Raw genomic sequence first — 20,270 nt, 5'->3', positions numbered from 1 at the left:
AAAGTAAAAAATGCCGACATCAGTCGGCATTTTTTATGGCAGAATAAATTTTAGAAATTTGATTAATAATAAAATTTGGGGAAGGTGTGGATATTCAAACAAAAAAATTCGCAGTGCTCATTGATGCGGATAATTCATCGATTAATGCAATTGCATCAGTTTTAGAAGAAGTTGCTAAATACGGTATTGCCAGTGTTAAACGTGTTTATGGAGATTGGAGCAGTGAAACCTTAAAAAATTGGCGCGATGTTTTACTTCCACATGCAATTACACCTGTACAGCAATTTGCCTATACCAAAGGTAAAGACGCAACAGACATGATCCTGATTATTGATGCTATGGACTTACTTTATGCAGGAGCATTAGATGGGTTCTGTATTGTATCCAGCGATAGTGATTTCACGCCCTTAGCTTCACGTATTCGTGAAAATGGTCTCACCGTCTATGGTTTTGGCAAAAAAGCTACTCCTGAAGCATTTAAGAAAGCTTGTGACAAGTTTATTTATATTGAAAACTTACTTGTAGATAGTGAAATTAAAAATAATGAGGATAGTGAAGAAACAGACTTAATCGATAAAAAAGTTTCGGATATTAGCAAGACAAGTGGACAAAAAATCATATCTGCCCAAAAGGAAATTCAGTTACCTGAAGGGATGGACCGAGCCACGCTTAATTTAATTTATAAAGCTGTAAAAGATAATGCGGATGAAAATGGTTGGGCCAATTTAAGTATGGTTGGGCAATACATAAGTGCGGTAAAACCTGATTTTGACTCCCGTAATTATGGTCGTGCCAAACTTTCTGGATTAATCAAGACTTTAAATCTTTTTGAAACTAAGATTGAAATGAGCCAGATGTTTCTTAGAAAAATAAAAAAACAGAGTGCTTAAAGCATGTGGAAAAAAATCCGAATCCTGATTCTGCTACTGATTTTATTTGTGGTCGCAGTCAATGCTTATCGTGACCAAAACCAGGACTGGTCCAAGCCTATTTTTGTCTTGTTGCATCCAATTAATGCTGATGGTTCAGCAGCTACCCAACAATATATTCAGCAACTCTCGGCTCAGGATTTAAATGGAGCACAAGAATATCTGGAAAAGGCTGCGCAGCAGTATCGCGGTCAACCAACCTACTTCTATTTTAATCTTGGACGTGAACTGAAAGAATTACCGCCTAAAGTTCCTGAGCAGGCCTCAGTTATAGATACCATTGTCTGGAGCCTGAAATTCCGTTTCTATGCCTGGCAACAGGAGCAAATTTCAGATCCTTCGGCCAATGTGATCTTATATTTAAACTACTATGATCCGGCACAGCATAAAGTGTTAAAGCATTCAACGGCTTTGCAAAAAGGCCGGATTGGATCAGTGAACCTGTTCGCTTCCAGGAAACAGACTGAACAAAACAAGATTGTCCTTGTACATGAGCTATTACATGCCTTTGGAGCCAGCGATAAATATGATCTGGCGACCGGTCAGCCGATGTATCCTGTGGGATATGCATTTCCTAATCAGCAACCTTTGTTTCCGCAAGCCAAAGCAGAACTGATGGCAGGGAATATTCCCATTTCTCAAACAACCAGCAAAATGCCAGAATCTTTAAGTCAGACTCTAATTAATGAGATCACTGCGATTGAATTGGGTTGGAAACACTGATGTGGATAATGCTGAATTTACCCAGAACTTTAGTCGTGCTTGTAAATAAATTTGATACTGGCTTATGAGCTTATAGATAGACTGAAACTGCTAACCATAAAATATTAATAATTGAGAAGAATATGCATACTTTTGTCCTGGCACCCGATTCCTTTAAGGAAAGTATGTCAGCCGAGCAAGCGTGCCAAGCTATGCAACGCGGTGTTTTGCAGGTCTTTCCTGATGCATGCTGTATCGCTGTGCCTATGGCAGATGGTGGTGAGGGAACAGTAGATGCCTTGCTGCGCTCCTTGGATGGTCAATGTATTAGCTGCACTGTGACTGGGCCTTTAGTGACTCAGCAAGTGTCTACTTATTTTGCCATAGTCGATTATGGTCGAACTGCCGTCCTTGAAATGGCCAAAGCCAATGGCATACATTTGCTCGCAGCAGAACAACGTAACCCCATGCTGACCTCAACCTATGGTACAGGAGAGATGATCAAACAAGCATTAGATCGCGGTATTGAAAAAATCATTATTGGACTTGGTGGTAGTGTCACCAATGACGGCGGTGCCGGGATGGCACAGGCATTGGGTGTCCAGTTTTTCAATAGTACAGGTGAAGCGATTCAGGTCTGCGGCGGTAATCTAGATCAGATTAATCAAATAGATATTTCCCAGTTAGATGCTCGTTTGAAAAACACCGAAATTCTAATCGCTTCTGATGTCAATAATCCACTGTGTGGACCGAATGGCGCTTCGGCAATCTTTGGGCCGCAGAAGGGAGCAACTCCGGAAATGGTGCAGCAACTGGATCGTAATCTCAACCATTATGCTAATCTGGTCGAAGCAAGTTTAGGTATTTCTATAAAGAATGTAGCAGGCTTGGGTGCAGCGGGTGGTTTGGGTTTTGGCCTTATGGCATTTGCGGATGCCAAGTTGCAATCCGGTGTGGAATTGATTATTGAGCAAAGCCGATTAGCCGAAAAAATTGCTCAAGCGGATTATGTACTGACTGGTGAAGGCAAGATTGACAGCCAAACGGCCTTAGGCAAAACACCGTTTGGCGTTGCTCAGGTCGCACAGCAGTTCAATAAACCGGTGTTAGCTTTTGCTGGTCTGGTGGGTGAAGGAATTGAGTCTTTATTTGATGCCGGCTTTAGTCAGATTGTGGGAATTAATCCACCAGATTGTAGCTTGGAAGAAGCATTAAAAAATGGGGAAGTGAATCTGGAAAAAGCAGTGTCCAAAACTATTAAAAATATTTTGGAACCGAGGACTTAGTTTTCTCTTGCAAGATAGTCATTGCTGCAAAAGCTTTACATAATGGTAGATAATAATGCGTAAGCAGATCTTACTTTTCCTGGATGAGAGGCACTGCTTCGCAAGGTAACAAAAATCCTTTACTGGATTGAGGGGATATCCCTATACCCCAATCCAGCAGACGGCATCCATGCCGTCGACCCTATAGCAAATCTAGAGATAAAATTGGGTGCTGTTTTAGCGCGGATGAAAAGCCATAATTATAAGAGTGATCTGTTAAACTACACGCATCCACAGAATGATGAGTGATCATGAGTTTAGCCACCCTAATAGATGAACTGAACCCCCAACAAAAACAAGCTGCGACGACTGAAGCAAAGCACAGTTTGGTCTTGGCTGGGGCGGGCTGTGGCAAAACTAAAACCATCGTCGCACGTGCAGCTTATCTGATCGATCAGGGCGTACCCGCCAATCAGATTCAGATTTTGACTTTTACCCGTCGTGCAGCCAGTGAAATTGTCGCGCGTGTGGAATTGGCTTTGGGGGATGAGGCCAAAGGTCTGCGGGCATCGACTTTCCATACCTTCTGTATGTATCTGCTTCGCCGTATTCCCAAAGCATTTGGACTGGAGCAGTTTTCGATTATTGATCGTGATGATCAGTTGATGATGTTCCGCCTGATTCGCGGACGTGATGACAAGAAAAACCCGAATTACCTACCCAAGCCACAAGAGTTGTGTGACCTGTATTCCTTTGCACGAAATACTCGGCAGAAACTGAGTCTGGCACTGGAAAAACAAATGCCGGAATATCTGGCGCTGAAAGACCAGATTGCTGACATCATGAAAGAATACGAAACACGTAAAAAGGCACGTAGTTTCCTGGACTATGACGATATTCTGGCGGTGGTCGCGAGTGCATTGGTACAATCAGAAGGACTGGTGGATTATGTCGCTTCAATTTGCCGTCATATGCTGGTCGATGAGATGCAGGACACCAATCCATTGCAATGGGCTTTGCTAGAACCACTCAAAGATCATATCAGTCTGTTCTGTGTTGGAGATGATGCACAGTCAATTTATGGCTTCCGTGGTGCGGACTTTGAAAATATTCACCATTTCAAACAGCGTGTGCCTGATGCACAGATTTTTAAACTGGAAAAAAATTACCGCTCGACTCAGGAAATTCTAGACCTGTCCAACTGGCTGCTGGATCAATCCGAAATTAAATATGACAAGCGGCTGGATGCACATCGGGGTGAAGGCATTAAGCCAAAAATGCATATCTTCCCGAACGAGTTTGATGAAGCCAGATGGATCGCCATCGATATCAAAGAGCGTCATTACTTACAAGGCAGTAAATGGTCTGATCATATGGTGCTGGTACGTTCCAGTTTTGCGGCACGCCATATTGAAGCGGCCTGTATTGCTGCCAATGTACCGTATCGCTTTATCGGTGGGATGAAGCTGTTAGAAACCGCACATGTTAAAGACTTGTTGAGTTTACTGCGTGTGGTTGCCAATCCGCTGGATGATATTGCCTGGATGCGTTTCCTGACGCTGTGGAATGGCGTAGGTGATGTCGGTGCCAGCAAACTGTCACAGCAACTCTTGGCAGAGCCTGAGATGGACATCATTGCAGACAAGCTGGAAAAATTTGGCAAGATTCCGCTGGAATCCATTCTGATCATGAAGCAGATGGCTGTGTTAAAAACAGAAGTTGAAGCCTGTGTCAGTCTGGCCATTCAAGCCATCGAAAACCAGCTCGCTGAAAACTACAAAAAAGACTGGAATCGCCGTCAGGGTGATTTTGAACTGGTCAAGCAGCTGGCTTCCAAACATGCCCAGCTGAGCGAGTTTCTGGAAGAATATGTGCTCGATCCAGTATCGATTTCTGAAATTGAACGCCAGTCAGATCCTGATGTGGTGACTTTAATCACCATCCATTCTGCCAAGGGTACAGAGCAGAAGGTCTGTTATGTGGCGAATGTGACACCGGGACAGTACCCTCATGCGCGCGCGCAAGGTGATTTTGATGATGTTGAAGAAGAACGTCGCGTGCTGTATGTAGCGTTGACCCGTGCGCAGAATGAGTTGATTTTGACAAAACAGAATCTGAATCACTGGGCACGCGAAACAGTGGATGAGCAGGGCCGTAAAGTTGAAAGTTATTTTATGAATGACCTAACTCGCCATCTGTGTACTACGGAAACCCATTACAAGACCCGTCAACAAACCGTGAAAAGTGCCTTAATCGAGCGCCAGTCGATTAATTTAGATTTTGGCATTGATCTCGATTAAACTAGACAGATGTTGTTGTATGCAAAAAGTAGAGTAGGCGAGTGCTTTTTGATGTTTTTTGCCTATCTTCTTAAGGTTATCAAATGAAAATTTTAGTTCGTAACTTGGAACGTACTGTGACAGAGGCTGAGTTACTGGAATTGTTCAAGCAATATGGCACAGTAGATACTTGTGCACTGGTGCTGGATGCTGAAACTGGTAAGTCTAAAGGCTTTGCCTTTGTAGAAATGCCGCATGGCCGTGAAGCAGTTAAAGCGATCAAAGGTCTGAATACCTTGCGCTTACATGGTACAGGCATTCGTGTGAAACAGGCTGAAGAAAAGCCACAGGCGTAAATAGAAAAAGGAGCAGATAATGCTCCTTTTTTATGGAAATAACTTTTCTGAATGACCAAATAGTTAGAGCTTCTGATTGAATAACTCAATCCAAATTTTATTGTCTATTCAATAAAATAGAGTTCTGTCATAAATCATTTTTTTAATCATTATAAAGCGAAGCAGTGCATCTCATTCCAGAGAGATAAGGGACTTTAAATATCTATTTAAGTATGAATAGAATGATCATTTTTTGATTTATGAAAGAGATTTAATGACTCTTCAAAAATTAAAATAAATTGCATTAGTAATTCAGCCCGGTTGTTCATATTTCCTGAAAAAATCAATAAATAAAATAAATTCCATTGTAAAAATAATGATCTGGTTTTAAGTTATAAAAGCCAAAATTTGTTTTAACACTTAGGAAAAATCCATGACTCGTGTTGCTCGCTATCATGCGGACCGTACCAATCAGAAACTTTATTTCGCCCGCCTTGCCTGTCAGCAGGCAGAGCAAACCGATCATGTCCAGCAGGCTCAGGCACATCGTGAATCAGCAGTTTTTCATTTGCATGGTGCAGTCCTGGCTTTTTTGCAGGAACTGGTGCGTTACTACCGTTTAAATGATCTGAGTCCGACCTTGAAATCGATTGAAGAGCAGATGGCTGCGAAAGGGCAGATCTCTCCAGAAGTCACCGTAATGCAGCAACTTTCTAAAGACGGCTTTATCGCTGAGCTGAAGCGTGCTTATCGTTTGTGTCAGTACACACCCGAGCCGAGTGTGCCGGAGCCTGAAGATGAAACATCTTCTAAACTGATTATTAAAGTCACTCAAACACCTCAAGCCTGGTTACCAGATACAGCAATCCTGCGTGAATGGCATCGAGACCTGACACAATTGATTGATGGTTTTCGCAATGAGATGGTGGAATTTTAATCCGACCAATGGCCCTTGAAATTGAAATTATTAACCATATATCCAATAAACAGCGATGCAAAGTGATTCTGCGCTTTGCCACCATGTTGAACATGGAGGACATATGTCTATAGAACAATTGAAAGAACTATTTGGTAGTCAAGAAGCGATTTTAGAACTCGTTCAACTGGAAAGTGGTGAGTTAGCATTACGCAATGCAGGCTCAGAAAAACAGCCATTGGTCATTATTCAGTTTAATGATGAAGTAAAAGCACTTCTCGGTGATCAGACCCCGGTGGTTGCTCAGCATATGATTCAGGCGGCTTTATTTGGCCTGCTCGAAAAGCAGGCAAATGAGATGCAGGCTGAAATTATGGATGAAAAACCAAAATATTTAAGTTGACTGCTCTCCCATTCTAAATAAAAAAGCGCACTTTAACGTGCGCTTTTTTATTGGATTTATTTCATTATTAAATATATACCAAAAAAAATAATATGGATCACTGTGGTTAACCAAAACTTTTTTCGGAACTCTTGTTTTTGTGATTTATGTCTTAAACTGAGCTGAGCAACTAAAGCACCTATCCAACCACCAAATAAACTCAGATTATGCAGAGTTTGCTCTGGTGTACGACGTTTATTGTTTTGGGCTGATTGTTTATCTTGCCAATAAGCGAAGAACGTGATGAGGTTAATCACTGCATAATAAACTAAGACCCAAACCGAGATTTGTCCTGTCAAAAATAGAACTAATAAGGTAAGAATAAATGGGTAAGCTGCAATTTTAGACAATAAGCTTTTGCCACCTTCTTGTTGTTGATGGCGTTGGTCTCTTAATCGTTGACGTTCATAATCATGTAAAAACTGAATATTGGTTGCTTGTAAGTTTTTCTTAGTCCCTTGTACAACATTATAAATCAGTTCATCACCATCTACAGGGCGTCTGGTCTTATAACTAAAATTTTTAATATGAACAAAAACACGTTCTGAAGTTTCATGGGTAGTCGCGAATCCAAAGCCTTGGTCATCTTTCCATGTGGTTAATTTACCTTTATAACGCATACTATTCCCCCACAAGAATCCTGTTTAAAAGACTTTAAAATCAAATATAAAAGTCTATAAGTTATTTAAATTAGGAGTTTATTATAAAGTCGATCAATTTTTTTGTCATAAAAAAGGCAGATACTCATGATCTGCCCAATTTAAAAAATTAAAATTTAATGTGCCGAACCATGTTGATGAGCCATCTGAATCTGATGCAGGATATGACGACTCATGTTCTTCGCCATTTCTTCTTTAGCATAGTAGACCGCACCCACATTATCGCGGCGGATGACTTCAGCTTCTTCCTTACTTTCGGCACAGACCAGTACCTGAATTTCAGGATTTAAAGTTTTGGCAATATCCACGATTTTATGAATATCCAAAATATCCATAGGGGAAATGACCAATAGACGTGCATGCTGAATATGCGCCTGAATCAAGACGCCTGGTTCAGTCGCCACACCCGATACCGCTGCAATGCCTTTGGCACGCAATTTTTCAACAATCTCCCGGTTTTCTTCAGCAATCACAACTTTAATATTTTGTTCCATCAAGGAAGTCGTGATGCGACGTCCCACTTCACCATGGCCGACAATCACTACCTGATCGCGCAGGTAGTCCTGGGATACTTCATCAGGCAGCATGGCCAGTGGATCGCCACTGCGCTCCAGTAAACGCGCCAGGTTGGAACGTTCGCGAATCCATTTCTGTACTGGTTCAATGGCAGCGAAAATAAAAGAGTTCAGGGTAATTGAAATCAAGGCACCCGCCAAAATCAGGTTTTGTCCTTCCAGTGACAGTAGATTTAGCGATACTCCAAGTGCGGCAAGAATGAACGAGAATTCACCAATTTGTGCCAGTGACGCACCCACTGTCAGCGCTGTGTTGATTGGATAACGGAAGAACAGTACCAGTGCCATCGCAGCAATGGTTTTACCAATCATAATAATGGCAACAACCGCCAGCACATGCAGGGGTTGCTCAATCATAATCCGAGGATCAAACAGCATACCGACAGAAACGAAGAATAGAATCGAGAAAATTTCACGTAGCGGAAGGGTTTCTTCTTCTGCACGATGGCTGAAGTCAGATTCTTTCACGACCATACCCGCAAAGAATGCACCTAGTGCCATAGAGACACCAAAGACTTTGTAGGCACCAAAGGCAATCGATACAGCAGCGGCCACAACAGTTAGCGTAAACAGTTCACGTGAGCCTAGACGCGCGACAACCTGCATGATCATTGGTATTAGACGTTTACCAACAATCAGCATAAAGGCAATAAAGCCTGCGACCTTGAGTAGGGTAATGCCCAAGGTGAGCCAGATATTCCCATCACTGCTACCTTCCAGTGCCTGACCACCGAGTAAAACTGCGGTTGCAGGAAGTAACACCAGTGCCAATACCATGACCAGATCTTCAACCAACAGCCAGCCTACAGCAATCTTACCGTTAATGGATTCAAGCAGACCACGGTCTCCAAGTGCTTTTAGGAGCACGACAGTACTGGCACAGGAGAGACTTAAACCAAAAACAAGCGCAGAACCAAAACTCCAGCCCCAGAGCATAGAGACACCAACGCCAAGCAGGGTAGCCACTGCAATTTGCAGGATCGCACCAGGTAGGGCAATACGCCTTACCTGCATCAGGTCATTTAAGGAAAAGTGCATCCCGACACCAAACATCAGGAACATGACGCCTAATTCGGCAAGCTGATTGGCCAGCTGGATGTCACCAACTACCCCAGGGGTATTGGGGCTAATCAGGATCCCGGCAATCAGATATCCGATCAAGGGAGGTAGACGTAAGCGCGCAGCGATATAGCCGAATGCCAGCGCCAGTCCAAAGCCTACAGCCAGTAATATGATGAGATCTACGTCATGTGGCACTAAACACTCCTTCAAGATGAATTTTAAAATTTCAGTTTTTTATGGGAAATAAGCACAAAAAGTGCCAAAACAAAAAGAAAGTTTATCAAGCTGAATAAAAAAAATGCAAAAAAAAACGACCCTAAAAGGTCGCTTTTTTTCAAAAAACTAAAATTATTTAATTTTAGCTTCTTTGAAGATCACGTGTTGACGGATTTTTGGATCAAATTTTTTGATTTCCATTTTTTCCGGCATAGTACGTTTGTTCTTAGTAGTGGTATAGAAATAACCTGTACCAGCTGAAGAAACTAAGCGAATCTTATCACGCATTGTCCTGACTCCTTACTTAGATCTTTTGACCTTGAGCACGAAGGTCAGCAACAACCTTTTCAATGCCCAATTTATCGATAATACGCATACCTTTAGTAGTAAGACGAAGACGTACGAAACGTTTTTCGCTTTCTAACCAGAAGCGGTGTTGGTGCAGGTTCGGCTCGAACCGGCGCTTAGTTTTGTTGTTGGCGTGTGAGACGTTGTTACCAACGACTGGACGCTTGCCGGTAACTTGGCAAACCTTAGACATGGTGTAACTCCATTGATTTAGCCAACAGCAAATCTGTATGGCCAGTCAAAAATAAACGGATTGAATTCATTCAAGGGGCGTTTTATACCAAAAATGCGCTTAAAAGACAAGCGATTTTGTCTAAAACCGGGCATGAGTTGGTGCAACAGCTCATGCCTTGATCATTTATCGAAGAAGAGTCTTCGAAATCAGTTTATGAATCGGCTTATTAAACGGCGGGAGAATGTATTTCAAGCTATACAGCTTAGGATTGGACATTACAGACCGTTCATGCGACAAACTGAAGAAGCCTTCTGGCCCATGGTATTTACCCATCCCCGAAGCGCCAACGCCGCCAAATGGCAGGTCATCCTGTGCAACATGAGTGAGTACCGTGTTCTGGCCGAAGTGCCCTGAATGGGTACGCTGTGCGACATAATCGGCACGCGCCTGATCAAAGTCGAAATAGTATAATGCAAGTGGACGCGGACGGCTATTAATAAAGTCGATTACATCGTCAATTTGATCATATTCCATGATTGGCAGCAGTGGACCAAAGATTTCATTTTTCATGATATCCATATCTGGCGTCACATTGGTCAGAATGGTCGGTGCTATTTTACGCAGATCTGCCGGTGTTTCATTACGCGGGTTGATTTCAATAATCTGGGCGCCATGTGCACGTGCATCTTCCAAATAGCCTTGCAGACGATTGTACTGCTTGTCATTCACAATCGAAGTGTAGTCCTGATTATGGGTGATATCCGGATACATGGTTTCCACATAGCTACGGAAATGATCGATAAATTCAGCGGTTTTACCACGTGGCAGGAACATGTAGTCAGGGGCCACACAGGTTTGACCAGCATTCCAGAGTTTACCTACTGCAATACGCTCTGCCACATCTTCAATATCAATAGATGGATGAACCAGTACTGGAGATTTGCCCCCCAGTTCCAGAATCACCGGCACCAGATTTTCTGCAGCTGCTGCCATCACGGTTTTACCCACCGCGGTTGAGCCCGTGAAAATCATTTTATCGAAAGCCAAGCGGCAAAAGGCATCAGATACTGCACCGCCACCAGTAATGACTGCGACCAGTTCTTTTGGAAAGGCTTCCGCCAAGGCTGTTTCAAGTACCGCTCCAAAATGAGCAGAGGCACTCGAAATTTTAATCATGGCATGGTTGCCTGCAGCCAGTGCACAGACCAGTGGTCCAATCGAGAGGAGTAAAGGATAGTTCCAAGGCGCAATAATGCCGACCACGCCCAATGGCTGGTACTGCACCCAGGCTTTGGCTGGCTGGTGAATAATACTGACGTGACGCTTGGATGGTTTCATCCAGCCAGTCAGATTCTTGCTGTAATATTTGATGTGTTCTAGGCAGGTCAACAGTTCCCCGATTTTGGTTTCCCCAATCGAACGGTTGCCATAATCCTGATTAATTGCATCGGCAAATTGATCTTGATACTTAACTAAGATACGCTTAAGTCGAGCTAAACGATCGATACGTTCCTTTGCAGTCGGCAGCGGGTAACGTAAGTAGGCATGTTTTTGTTGTGCCAGAATGTCATTAAGGCACTGGCTGTCAAAAAAATGTGGTGTCATTAATGTCGTTTTTGTGTGACTGTTCATGCAGCACTACCACTTTTAAGAAAATCGATTATTTATTTTTAGAGTAAATACTCTAATTAGTCAAGTTACTTTGTGTACTCGACCGTCAGTGCGCTGCTGGTGCGTGCGGGTATATGAACTGAATGGTTATTTTAGGATGTCCCAAACCAAAACGTTGAAAACGAAAGAACGTATTTTGCAGCTCAGTTTGCAGTTATTTAATGAGCGTGGTGAGCGTTCTGTTACGACGAATCATATTGCTGCTGAACTCGGTATGAGCCCGGGTAGCCTGTACTATCATTTCCGTAACAAGAATGAAATCATCAAGGAACTGATGGAGCAGTACCAGAAGGAAACCCTGGAAATGCTGGCATTACCGGATGACCGTCCGCTGGATGCTAATGACAAGATTCATTATTTTCAAGTACTCAGCAGCCAGTTATGGGCCTATCGTTTCCTGCATCGTGATGTGTATCACCTGGTGGAAAATAATGAAGACTTCCGTAAGCTGTATCCGCGCTTTGCGGGTGAAGTCATGCAGCAGGGACAAAAAATCTATAAGGCTTTCGTTACTGCCGGCCTGATGGAAATGACTGATTCGGAAATTGAAGCCTTAATTATCAACCTGTGGATCGTGCTGACCAACTGGACCAACTTCCTGTATATGTCTGGTCATATTACCGACTCGAACCATCTGGAAGAAAAATGGGTATGGCAGGCATTGCGTCAAATGGTGTTCCTGGAAGGTGCCTATCTGCGTGGTGAAAGCCGTCATACCTATGAAAGCCTGTTGAACTCTTTTGGTTCTTCCGAGCTTTTTGCCAGTCTGTCATCTGCTAAAGATCGGGAAACTGAACAAACTATTCAGAATAATTAAGAAACGCGCTAGAATACTCGGCTTATTTTTTAATTTATCTGATTAGTGACGTTTACCAACATGAATATGACGACTGCTAACACCGCACGTTTATTGATTACTTGTGAAGACAAGCCGGGCATCGTGCAGGCTGTTTCAAGCTTCTTGTATCATCAGGGCGCCAATATTACTGCGCTTGATCAATACGCGACAGAAGCTCAGGGCGGACGTTACTTCATGCGTGTTGAGTTTGAACTCGATAACCTGCAAAGCCGTAAAGAAAGCCTGTTACAGACTTTTGCTGTCAATGTTGCGGAACGCTATAACATGCATTGGCGTCTGGCGCTGGTAAGTGATGTGAAAAAAGTCGGCATTCTGGTGTCTAAAGTTGATCACGCTTTACTTGAGCTGTTATGGCGTCATGCACGTGGCGGTCTGCCATGTGAAATCACCAAAGTAGTATCGAATCATGAAACGCTGCGTGAATCGGTTGAAAATTTTGGTATTCCATTTGAAGTAGTGCCAGTGACTAAAGACAACAAACGTGAAGCTTATGCAAAAATTGATGAGCTGATGCAAGGCAATGATTTGTTAGTACTGGCGCGCTATATGCAGATTCTGGATGAAGAATTTGTACAAAAATGGGAAATGAAAGTGATCAACATTCACCATTCATTCCTGCCAGCGTTTGTGGGTGCGAATCCGTACAAGCAGGCTTATGAAAAAGGTGTGAAACTGATTGGTGCGACTGCCCACTATGTAACGGCTGATCTGGACCAAGGTCCAATCATTGAGCAGGACGTAGAGCGTGTAAACCATGACTTTACTGTAGAGCAGCTGCGTGAACTGGGGCAGGACGTAGAGCGTAATGTACTGGCGCGTGCCGTAAGATGGCATCTGGAAGACCGTATTATTGTGGATGGTAACAAGACAGTGGTATTCCAATAAGTCTTGCATCATCATTCAAAAAGGCATACTTTAAGTATGTCTTTTTTTATTTGAGTTGTTTCTCTCATTTGTCGAAAAAAAATGAAGAAAGTTGGGGATTGTTATTGCAAATGAAAACCCTTCTCATTTATTATTGGCGTACTTTAATTGTGCTAACCGATGAGCTTGATTATTTGTTTCATATCATCTCTTCAAGGTAAAAGATTTAATGAGCCAAGTTGCTTCTCCTATGATGCCTACTCCACCCAACCAGATGAAAAAGAAAGTCGCAGCTGTTATGGCAGCTGTACTGGTGGGACATGTTGGCCTATTGTGGGCTGTCAGCCAGATGGAAGCACCTGACCTCAAGCCTGTAGACAAGGAGCCGATGAAGGTTCGCTTTGTAAAACTACAGGAAGCACCAAAACCATTACCTCCGAAGCCAAAGCCTGAGCCGAAGAAAGAGCCGCCGAAGCCGAAAGAGGTCAAGATTGTTGAAAAACCGTTGCCACCACCGCCGAAGAAGGTTGAAAAAATCCAGGAAGTGAAGAAGGCTGAAACACCTAAGGTTGTGGCACCAGTAGTTGAAGCAAAACCAACGCCAAGTCCGGTTGTACCAACGGTTGTGAAAGAAACCAAAGTCGCTCCGACACCTCCACCAGCACCTGTGGCACCGCCTACGCCTGTTGCGCCACCGGCACCACCTGCGCCTCCTTCTCCTAAGAGTGTTTCTTTGGGTGGTGGTGTGACCTGGTTGCGTACGCCAAAAGTATCGATGTCAGCAGGTGAATTGAAAAGTTCCTGTTCCATGGTGGTGGATATCTCAGCAAATGAACAAGGCAAGGTAGTGGCTGCGACAGCACGTAATTCAAGCTGCAGTCCTTCGATTAACCGTAAGGTCGAGTCTGCTGTACGTCGTGCACAATTAACCAAATATGTTGAAAATGGCGTTGCTTATCCAACACGTGTTGAGCAGCCCTTTGACTTCCAGATTACCAGATAACGGCTAACCCATTAGGAGTTCGAATATGAACTTTTCAGTTTATTGGCAACATGCTGATGCAGTCAGTAAAACACTTTATTTTGTGTTACTGGCAATGTCGATTGCGACATGGACGATCTTTGTACTGCGTTTACTCGGTACGCGCCAACTCAAGCAAGTGGCTTATGCACAGTTATCTGATGCCCTAGATAAACTGAAATCAAAAATGGCGCCTTTGGGCTTTGAACAACGCAAAGCCGTAGCTGAACAAGCATTGCTACGCCAGATTGCAGCTGAAAAAGCCAATGCGGAAAAAGGTGTTTCAGTTCTGGGTACCATCGCATCGATTTCACCTTTCATTGGTTTATTCGGTACAGTATGGGGTATCTTCCATGCATTGGTAGCAGTGGGTAAGAGTGGTCAGGCAGGTCTGGCTCAGGTGGCAACACCAGTAGGTGAAGCACTGATCATGACGGGTCTGGGTCTGGCAGTGGCGATTCCAGCTGTATTGGCTTATAACATTGCGGTACGTTTTAACCGTGGTTTATCGCATGAACTGCAAGACCATGCTCATAGCTTATTGATTGATACGATGCTGCAACAGGAATCTGCAAAGAAAGCTGAAAGCAAAGTTGCACAAGACAGTTTAGTGGGAGGTCAAGTTTAATGGCTTTTCAACTGGGTGAAGACAACGATGTAGGCATGAATGAGATGAACCTCATTCCCCTGATCGACATTATGTTGGTATTGATGATCATCTTCCTGGTGACAGCGACCGTTGCAAACCCATCAATTCCATTAACCTTGCCACAAACAACTGCGGAAATTATTGATCTTCCGCCAGAGAACATTACCATCAGCATTAACTCTCAGGGTGAGGTGGCATGGAATGGTGATGTGCTTAGCTTGGAACAGCTGGAAACCCGTTTCAATGAAGCAGGTCAGGCAGAGCGTCAGCCAACGATTGTATTAAAGGCGGATAAAGAATCACGTTACGACACCGTTGCTCAAGTGATGTCACGCGCGAGTGGAGCCGGACTCACCGATATTGCTTTTGCAACCGATAACTGATTTTTCCAAGATCAAAAAAAGCGACCTGAGATGGTCGCTTTTTTTATGATAATATTGCTTTACTTCAACAGTTCTACAAACTTGGCACGTAGCTTGTTGAGCTTTGGAGGAATGGCAAAGTTGCAATAACCCTGACTTGGGTTTTTAGCAAAAAAGTTCTGATGATAATCTTCAGCTGGATAGAAGGTCGGAGCAGGACTGAGTTCAGTGACTACATTTAGCCCTTCAGCCTTCAGTGCATCAATAGTTTCTTGTGACTGCCGTTGCTGTTCTTCGTTCAGATAGTAAATAACAGAACGATACTGTGTACCGACATCATTGCCTTGGCGATTGAGCGTTGTTGGATCATGAGTGGCAAAGAATACATCCAGCAATTGCTTAAAGCTGATCTGACTTTCATCGAAATCAATCAGAATCACTTCTGCATGGTTGGTATCACCATTACAGATCTCTTCATAGGTTGGATGAGTGGTATGTCCACCGGCATAGCCACTAACAACTTTGCTGATACCACGAATTTGCAGGAATACCGCTTCGGTACACCAAAAGCATCCACCACCAAATAGCGCCTGTTGCATAATCTTGTCCTTAATTCCGAGTTTCTGTCTCTATTCTACGCTGTAAATATCAAATAGAAAAAAGCCTGTAAAAACAGGCTTTTTATTTAAGCTTTAGCGTGGTTGTACCGGACTTGTCAGCTGGATGACTGGGTTGCCATAGCTATCGAGCAGCTTCAGTGTTTTACCAAAAACCTGATAGTGGGTCACTTTAGCCAGGGCTTCATTAAATTTCTGATCCAGATTGTCATTGTTCAAACAAGCCATTTTCGTACCCGCCATCTGGCTAAGATTCAAAGTGTCTTTGCCTGCAGTATAGCTGCCCATAATACGGTTACAGCCATCGGCACCGCTAACACGCTGAGTGGCAGCATCAAATTGCAGGCTTGGAATATTACGTGTGGTAGGTGCAGTGGTGATTTCTGTACTGCCAATGTGAGTGACAATCCAGGTGCGGTTCTGAAGTTGCTGTAGATTTTCAACCGCTTGGGAAGAGGTCTGGTCTGGTGTGGTTTGACAGCCTGTTAGTGCCAGCGCTGAAACGAACATTGCAATTGTGGTCACTTTTTTTAACATTGGACTTACTCTTTTTCTTTGATACATCACTGTATATAAACAGAAAAAATAGAATGATACCAATACAATTTGTATCTTCGGGCTCCCGGGATGATAGGTTCTATTCTGCTTTTGGCGCAGGTAATCCTTGCCGCAGTAGGGCAGAATATTGTTCACTACTGACCTGAGCAAATTCTTTGACACGTGGGTTTACATGCGCTCGAGCATACCAGGTGCTTAAGTCCCAATCCTGATTTAGCGCTTGCAGGTCATACATATAATTCGGCAAATAACCCGACGCCAGCAGGCGATAATCTGTTGGTAATGGTTTCTGGGAAACAGCCTGAACCATATCAAACACCAGGGTAGTGCAATTACTGGTTAGAGTGTTATACCACTTCGGCTGTTGAGCCAGATCATCCACCTTGTGGAGATATTCTTTGAAAAGCGCCTTGGCTTGTGCCTGTGGCATATTAACCGGAAAAAAATATACCTGCTCACCGCGGGTGTTGCTACGGGTGTAGATAATATCCCGTTCATCAGCTGCCACCAGACTCAGCTCAAACTTGCGGAAGAAGCCGCCGATAGCAGAGAAATCTTCATTTTTTTCCTTACGGATTTCTATCGAAAAGGTCAGTGGCTTCTGGTCAGCAAAGTCAAAACTCACCAAGGTATGGGCAATATGCGGTCCCATCCAGTAAGAGGTGATGACATTGACCCCGGTGATCTGATTTAAATTGATGCTGCGACTTTCCCAGCGCTCAATATATTTCCCATTTGGCAGCCAGAGAAAATTACGCACATTATGTAAGGTGACTTGATCGCCTTGTTGTTCATAACTGAGAATACGGGCAACTTCAGGATTCCACTCCCGGTCCTGACGAGCGTCCAGACTGAAATACCAGAACAGGCTAAACAGAAAAGCCAGAATATAAAGAAGGGTATCTACACCACGTGAAATCAGATGACGGCTAAAATAAATGCCGAGAACTGCACAGGCTAAAACAATCCAAAGACCAATCAGCACAGAGCTGCCAATCATGCCTAAGGGTTGCTGTACCCAAATCGCAAGGCACAGCCATAGACTTGATGTGATGACAAACAGGGTAAATACTGCATTCAGTAACCAGAATAGCCAGTGAGGTGCAGGATTTCCCTGTGTATGCATAATTGAATCTTTAATTAAAAATTATTCTTCATTTTCTATAAGTTGCAAACTCAAAAGCAATCCCGGTTTTGTCGTCGATATGTTGTTCGGAAAAAACTTTTTTGAATTCAACGGGAATTTCCGGGTAGAAGGCATGACCTTGTACATCCAGTTCGACATGGGTCAGTTCCAGACGGTCAGCAATACTCATTGTCTGTTTGAAGATTTCACCACCCCCAATAATATAAATAGACTCCGGTTTTTCTGACGCTTTTACATCTGCAACAGCTTGGTTCAAGGCATCCTCAATTGTGTGTGCGACTTTAGTACCTTCAAAAGACCAGGCTGTATCACGGGTAATGACCCAGTTGACACGTTTAGGCAAGGCACGTCCCATGGATTCAAGGGTCTTACGTCCCATTACAATTACACCGCCCTGGGTGATTTCCTTAAAATGTTTGAGATCTGCTGAGATATGCCAAGGCAGGTCATTGTCCTTACCAATACAGCGCTGCTGATCCATTGCAACGACATGAACGACTTCTAAATCCTGAAATGCCATACCCACACTCAAAAACAAATAAAAATTGTTCCTATTAAAATGCAAAATCCCACTTTAAGCAAAGTGGGATTTCGATTTTCTTGGGTTTGAGAAAAATTAAACCGCGACAGGCGCTTTAATTCCCGGATGGGATTCATAACCGACAATTTCAATATCTTCAAATTTGAAATCGAACAGATCTTTAATTTCAGGATTCAGTTTTAACTGACATAGACCTAAAGGCTCACGACTCAACTGAAGTTTGGCCTGTTCAAAGTGGTTGGCATACAGGTGCGTATCACCACCCGTCCAGACAAAATCACCGACCTCAAGCTCACAGACTTGTGCGATCATATGGGTGAGCAGGGCGTAGCTGGCAATATTGAACGGGACACCTAAAAACACGTCAGCGCTACGCTGATACAGCTGGCAAGATAATTTGCCATTATGTACAAAGAATTGGAACAGGGTATGACAAGGTGGCAGTGCCACTTGACCTGCTTCGTTCGGGTTCCAGCCAGACACAATCAGGCGACGTGAGTTTGGATTAGTTTTGATCTCATTCACCAACCATTTGATTTGATCAAAACCATCATTTTTATAGCTGCCATCTTCATTTTTTGTGGCACCAAAGTTACGCCACTGATGACCGTATACAGGACCAAGCTCACCTTCTGGGCGGCCAAAACGTGCAGTCTGTTCCGCAGTTGACCATTCATCCCAAATACTAACTTTATTATCTTTCAAATATTGAACGTTGGTATCGCCTTTGAGGAACCACAATAGCTCAATCACAATAGAGCGGAAGTGGACTTTTTTGGTGGTCAGTAAAGGGAAACCCTTGGAAAGATCAAAGCGCATCTGATGACCAAATACCGAACGTGTACCAGTGCCGGTACGGTCGCCTTTATCGCCGCCGTTGTCGAGGATATGTTGTAAAAGGTCAAGGTATTGGCGCATAAGTCTCTCTTAAAATCCGTTGAAAAATTGCTTTTATTTGAACTAAGCAATTTAAAATTGCGCTCATCATAACATTTTTTTTCGCAGTTCCACATCGCCGGGAAGGTGACTGGAGGAGAGAGAAAATACAATAAAAAAGACATCCATAATGGATGCCTTTTTATCGCCTGCTTTAAGCTGTTGGCTTACCAGTATGTACTGTGTCAATCAGATTAGACAAGTCATAACCGAGCGATTGTGCATAAGCCAGATATTCCTGCTTAGTCGCTTCATCAATGGTTGGGGTGCGATGCAACAGCCACAGATATTTCATGCTTGGCTCACCGACCAAAGCCGTTTGATAACTAGCATCCAGCTTCAATACCCAGTAATCTCCCTTGGTAAATGGCACCCAGCGTAAACCTTCTGGCAGGAAACTGACCTCAAGTTTGGCATTGGCAGCATCTACAATCGTTGCCTCACCAATGGATTCATCCAGCTTGCCATCACCATCCAGACAACGATTCTGAACACGTACGCTACCACTTTCATTCAGGCTATAAACAGCTGAAATATCAGTGCTGTCTTCAGGTTGATGTTTCATTGGGAGACGGGCAATTTCATACCAAGTGCCTAAATATTTGGTGAGATCAAAATTTGAAACGGTAGGGATATCATGATTCATTATTTTCTCCGCTTTATTTCAGTTCATTTTTTTGCGCTCAATCAGTCTAAACATGGAGCTGCTAAAGAAAAGATGTAATCATGTAGTGAAATGTTGTGTTTATTTTCAATGAGATGGGAATGGGTAGAGCATATATAAGAAATGTTAAGTAGGTCGAAATCTAGTCATTTTTTATAATTTATGGCTTAAAAGTATGTCGATTAATTAATTTATTATTCAATAAAACTTAATAATAAAAATTTTTGTAACTTAATAGAGTTAAATAATTCTATGCGGAATAGTAGCTTACATTTAATCAGTTAAATATTGATAAATTTATTTACATTTTGAACGGGCTTTGTTGCACAAACCTATCTGTAAAGGCTTTTTTAGCGATATAATTTTCAAATGAAGAAGCCTACACACAAAATCTACCGCACAACCAATTGGCCCGCATATAACCGAGCACTCATGAGTCGCGGAAATATTGCCCTTTGGTTTGATCCTGCTACGCAAT

The 20,270-nt window shown here is 43.1% G+C and carries 23 protein-coding genes and 1 pseudogene; 13 read left to right on the top strand and 11 right to left on the bottom strand.

The window, feature by feature from the left end:
- Positions 1-86 precede the first annotated feature (86 nt).
- The 7 genes from C3420_RS07915 (at position 87) to C3420_RS07885 (ending at position 6,829) form a co-directional block, all read left to right on the top strand.
- Entirely contained in the window at positions 87-890 is an 804-nt protein-coding gene (locus tag C3420_RS07915; RefSeq protein ID WP_103800274.1) for an NYN domain-containing protein, read from the top strand.
- 3 nt (positions 891-893) lie between these two features.
- Positions 894-1,652, top strand: coding sequence for a hypothetical protein (locus C3420_RS07910; RefSeq protein WP_103800273.1), 759 nt, complete (start codon positions 894-896; stop codon positions 1,650-1,652).
- A 122-nt stretch (positions 1,653-1,774) separates the two neighbouring features.
- Positions 1,775-2,917: a glycerate kinase gene (locus C3420_RS07905; protein ID WP_103800272.1), complete on the top strand. Its 1,143-nt coding sequence runs from the start codon at positions 1,775-1,777 to the stop codon at positions 2,915-2,917.
- 290 nt (positions 2,918-3,207) lie between these two features.
- Positions 3,208-5,196: an ATP-dependent helicase gene (locus C3420_RS07900; RefSeq protein WP_103800271.1), complete on the top strand. Its 1,989-nt coding sequence runs from the start codon at positions 3,208-3,210 to the stop codon at positions 5,194-5,196.
- An 83-nt stretch (positions 5,197-5,279) separates the two neighbouring features.
- Positions 5,280-5,531, top strand: coding sequence for an RNA recognition motif domain-containing protein (locus C3420_RS07895; RefSeq protein WP_103800270.1), 252 nt, complete (start codon positions 5,280-5,282; stop codon positions 5,529-5,531).
- Positions 5,532-5,943: 412 nt separating this feature from the next.
- Positions 5,944-6,447 carry a DUF6586 family protein gene (locus C3420_RS07890; RefSeq protein WP_004813280.1) on the top strand — a complete coding sequence of 168 codons (504 nt, stop codon included), beginning with the start codon at positions 5,944-5,946 and terminating at the stop codon, positions 6,445-6,447.
- A gap of 103 nt (positions 6,448-6,550) precedes the next feature.
- The gene (locus C3420_RS07885) at positions 6,551-6,829 is read left to right on the top strand and encodes a hypothetical protein (protein ID WP_103800898.1); all 279 of its coding nucleotides are present in this window, start codon (positions 6,551-6,553) and stop codon (positions 6,827-6,829) included.
- 56 nt (positions 6,830-6,885) lie between these two features.
- Here the strand turns inward: C3420_RS07885 and C3420_RS07880 are convergent, their stop codons facing one another.
- From C3420_RS07880 to C3420_RS07860, 5 genes are all read right to left on the bottom strand, one after another.
- Complete coding sequence (locus C3420_RS07880) at positions 6,886-7,488, bottom strand: DUF1294 domain-containing protein (protein WP_004890290.1); 603 nt, start codon at positions 7,486-7,488, stop codon at positions 6,886-6,888.
- Between the two features lie 155 nt (positions 7,489-7,643).
- Positions 7,644-9,359 carry a cation:proton antiporter gene (locus C3420_RS07875; protein WP_004890287.1) on the bottom strand — a complete coding sequence of 572 codons (1,716 nt, stop codon included), beginning with the start codon at positions 9,357-9,359 and terminating at the stop codon, positions 7,644-7,646.
- A 153-nt stretch (positions 9,360-9,512) separates the two neighbouring features.
- Complete coding sequence (gene rpmG / locus C3420_RS07870) at positions 9,513-9,668, bottom strand: 50S ribosomal protein L33 (RefSeq protein ID WP_001205031.1); 156 nt, start codon at positions 9,666-9,668, stop codon at positions 9,513-9,515.
- Between the two features lie 16 nt (positions 9,669-9,684).
- Positions 9,685-9,921 carry a 50S ribosomal protein L28 gene (gene rpmB / locus C3420_RS07865; protein WP_004813275.1) on the bottom strand — a complete coding sequence of 79 codons (237 nt, stop codon included), beginning with the start codon at positions 9,919-9,921 and terminating at the stop codon, positions 9,685-9,687.
- 165 nt (positions 9,922-10,086) lie between these two features.
- Positions 10,087-11,535, bottom strand: coding sequence for a coniferyl aldehyde dehydrogenase (locus C3420_RS07860; RefSeq protein ID WP_004813274.1), 1,449 nt, complete (start codon positions 11,533-11,535; stop codon positions 10,087-10,089).
- A gap of 136 nt (positions 11,536-11,671) precedes the next feature.
- Between C3420_RS07860 and C3420_RS07855 the strand changes: the two genes are divergently transcribed.
- The 5 genes from C3420_RS07855 (at position 11,672) to C3420_RS07835 (ending at position 15,350) form a co-directional block, all read left to right on the top strand.
- Positions 11,672-12,391 carry a TetR/AcrR family transcriptional regulator gene (locus C3420_RS07855; protein WP_103800897.1) on the top strand — a complete coding sequence of 240 codons (720 nt, stop codon included), beginning with the start codon at positions 11,672-11,674 and terminating at the stop codon, positions 12,389-12,391.
- A 60-nt stretch (positions 12,392-12,451) separates the two neighbouring features.
- Positions 12,452-13,318, top strand: a complete 867-nt coding sequence (gene purU, locus C3420_RS07850; protein WP_004813265.1) for a formyltetrahydrofolate deformylase — start codon at positions 12,452-12,454, stop codon at positions 13,316-13,318.
- A gap of 208 nt (positions 13,319-13,526) precedes the next feature.
- Positions 13,527-14,300: an energy transducer TonB gene (locus C3420_RS07845; protein WP_103800896.1), complete on the top strand. Its 774-nt coding sequence runs from the start codon at positions 13,527-13,529 to the stop codon at positions 14,298-14,300.
- A gap of 25 nt (positions 14,301-14,325) precedes the next feature.
- The gene (locus C3420_RS07840; RefSeq protein WP_004813259.1) at positions 14,326-14,946 is read left to right on the top strand and encodes a MotA/TolQ/ExbB proton channel family protein; all 621 of its coding nucleotides are present in this window, start codon (positions 14,326-14,328) and stop codon (positions 14,944-14,946) included.
- Positions 14,946-15,350: an ExbD/TolR family protein gene (locus C3420_RS07835; protein WP_103800895.1), complete on the top strand. Its 405-nt coding sequence runs from the start codon at positions 14,946-14,948 to the stop codon at positions 15,348-15,350. The genes C3420_RS07840 and C3420_RS07835 overlap by 1 nt, the downstream gene beginning before the upstream one ends.
- Positions 15,351-15,409: 59 nt before the next feature.
- Here the strand turns inward: C3420_RS07835 and msrA are convergent, their stop codons facing one another.
- From msrA to C3420_RS07805, 6 genes are all read right to left on the bottom strand, one after another.
- Positions 15,410-15,928, bottom strand: a complete 519-nt coding sequence (msrA, locus tag C3420_RS07830) for a peptide-methionine (S)-S-oxide reductase MsrA (RefSeq protein ID WP_103800894.1) — start codon at positions 15,926-15,928, stop codon at positions 15,410-15,412.
- 93 nt (positions 15,929-16,021) lie between these two features.
- The gene (locus tag C3420_RS07825; RefSeq protein ID WP_103800893.1) at positions 16,022-16,483 is read right to left on the bottom strand and encodes an META domain-containing protein; all 462 of its coding nucleotides are present in this window, start codon (positions 16,481-16,483) and stop codon (positions 16,022-16,024) included.
- Positions 16,484-16,583: 100 nt separating this feature from the next.
- Positions 16,584-17,630 carry a DUF4105 domain-containing protein gene (locus C3420_RS07820; protein ID WP_103800892.1) on the bottom strand — a complete coding sequence of 349 codons (1,047 nt, stop codon included), beginning with the start codon at positions 17,628-17,630 and terminating at the stop codon, positions 16,584-16,586.
- A 28-nt stretch (positions 17,631-17,658) separates the two neighbouring features.
- Positions 17,659-18,171, bottom strand: a complete 513-nt coding sequence (dfrA44, locus tag C3420_RS07815; RefSeq protein ID WP_103800891.1) for a trimethoprim-resistant dihydrofolate reductase DfrA44 — start codon at positions 18,169-18,171, stop codon at positions 17,659-17,661.
- A 96-nt stretch (positions 18,172-18,267) separates the two neighbouring features.
- The gene (gene thyA, locus C3420_RS07810) at positions 18,268-19,110 is read right to left on the bottom strand and encodes a thymidylate synthase (protein ID WP_005220875.1); all 843 of its coding nucleotides are present in this window, start codon (positions 19,108-19,110) and stop codon (positions 18,268-18,270) included.
- A gap of 172 nt (positions 19,111-19,282) precedes the next feature.
- A complete protein-coding gene (locus C3420_RS07805; protein ID WP_103800890.1) occupies positions 19,283-19,774 on the bottom strand; it encodes a lipocalin family protein in 492 nt (163 codons plus the stop codon).
- Between the two features lie 387 nt (positions 19,775-20,161).
- Between C3420_RS07805 and C3420_RS07800 the strand changes: the two are divergent.
- A pseudogene (locus tag C3420_RS07800) lies at positions 20,162-20,270 on the top strand (IS5/IS1182 family transposase); the annotation flags it as partial.

The sequence above is a fragment of the Acinetobacter sp. ACNIH3 genome (assembly GCF_002918965.1).
Lineage (GTDB): Bacteria > Pseudomonadota > Gammaproteobacteria > Pseudomonadales > Moraxellaceae > Acinetobacter > Acinetobacter schindleri.
This window is presented reverse-complemented; position numbering and strand designations above follow the sequence as displayed.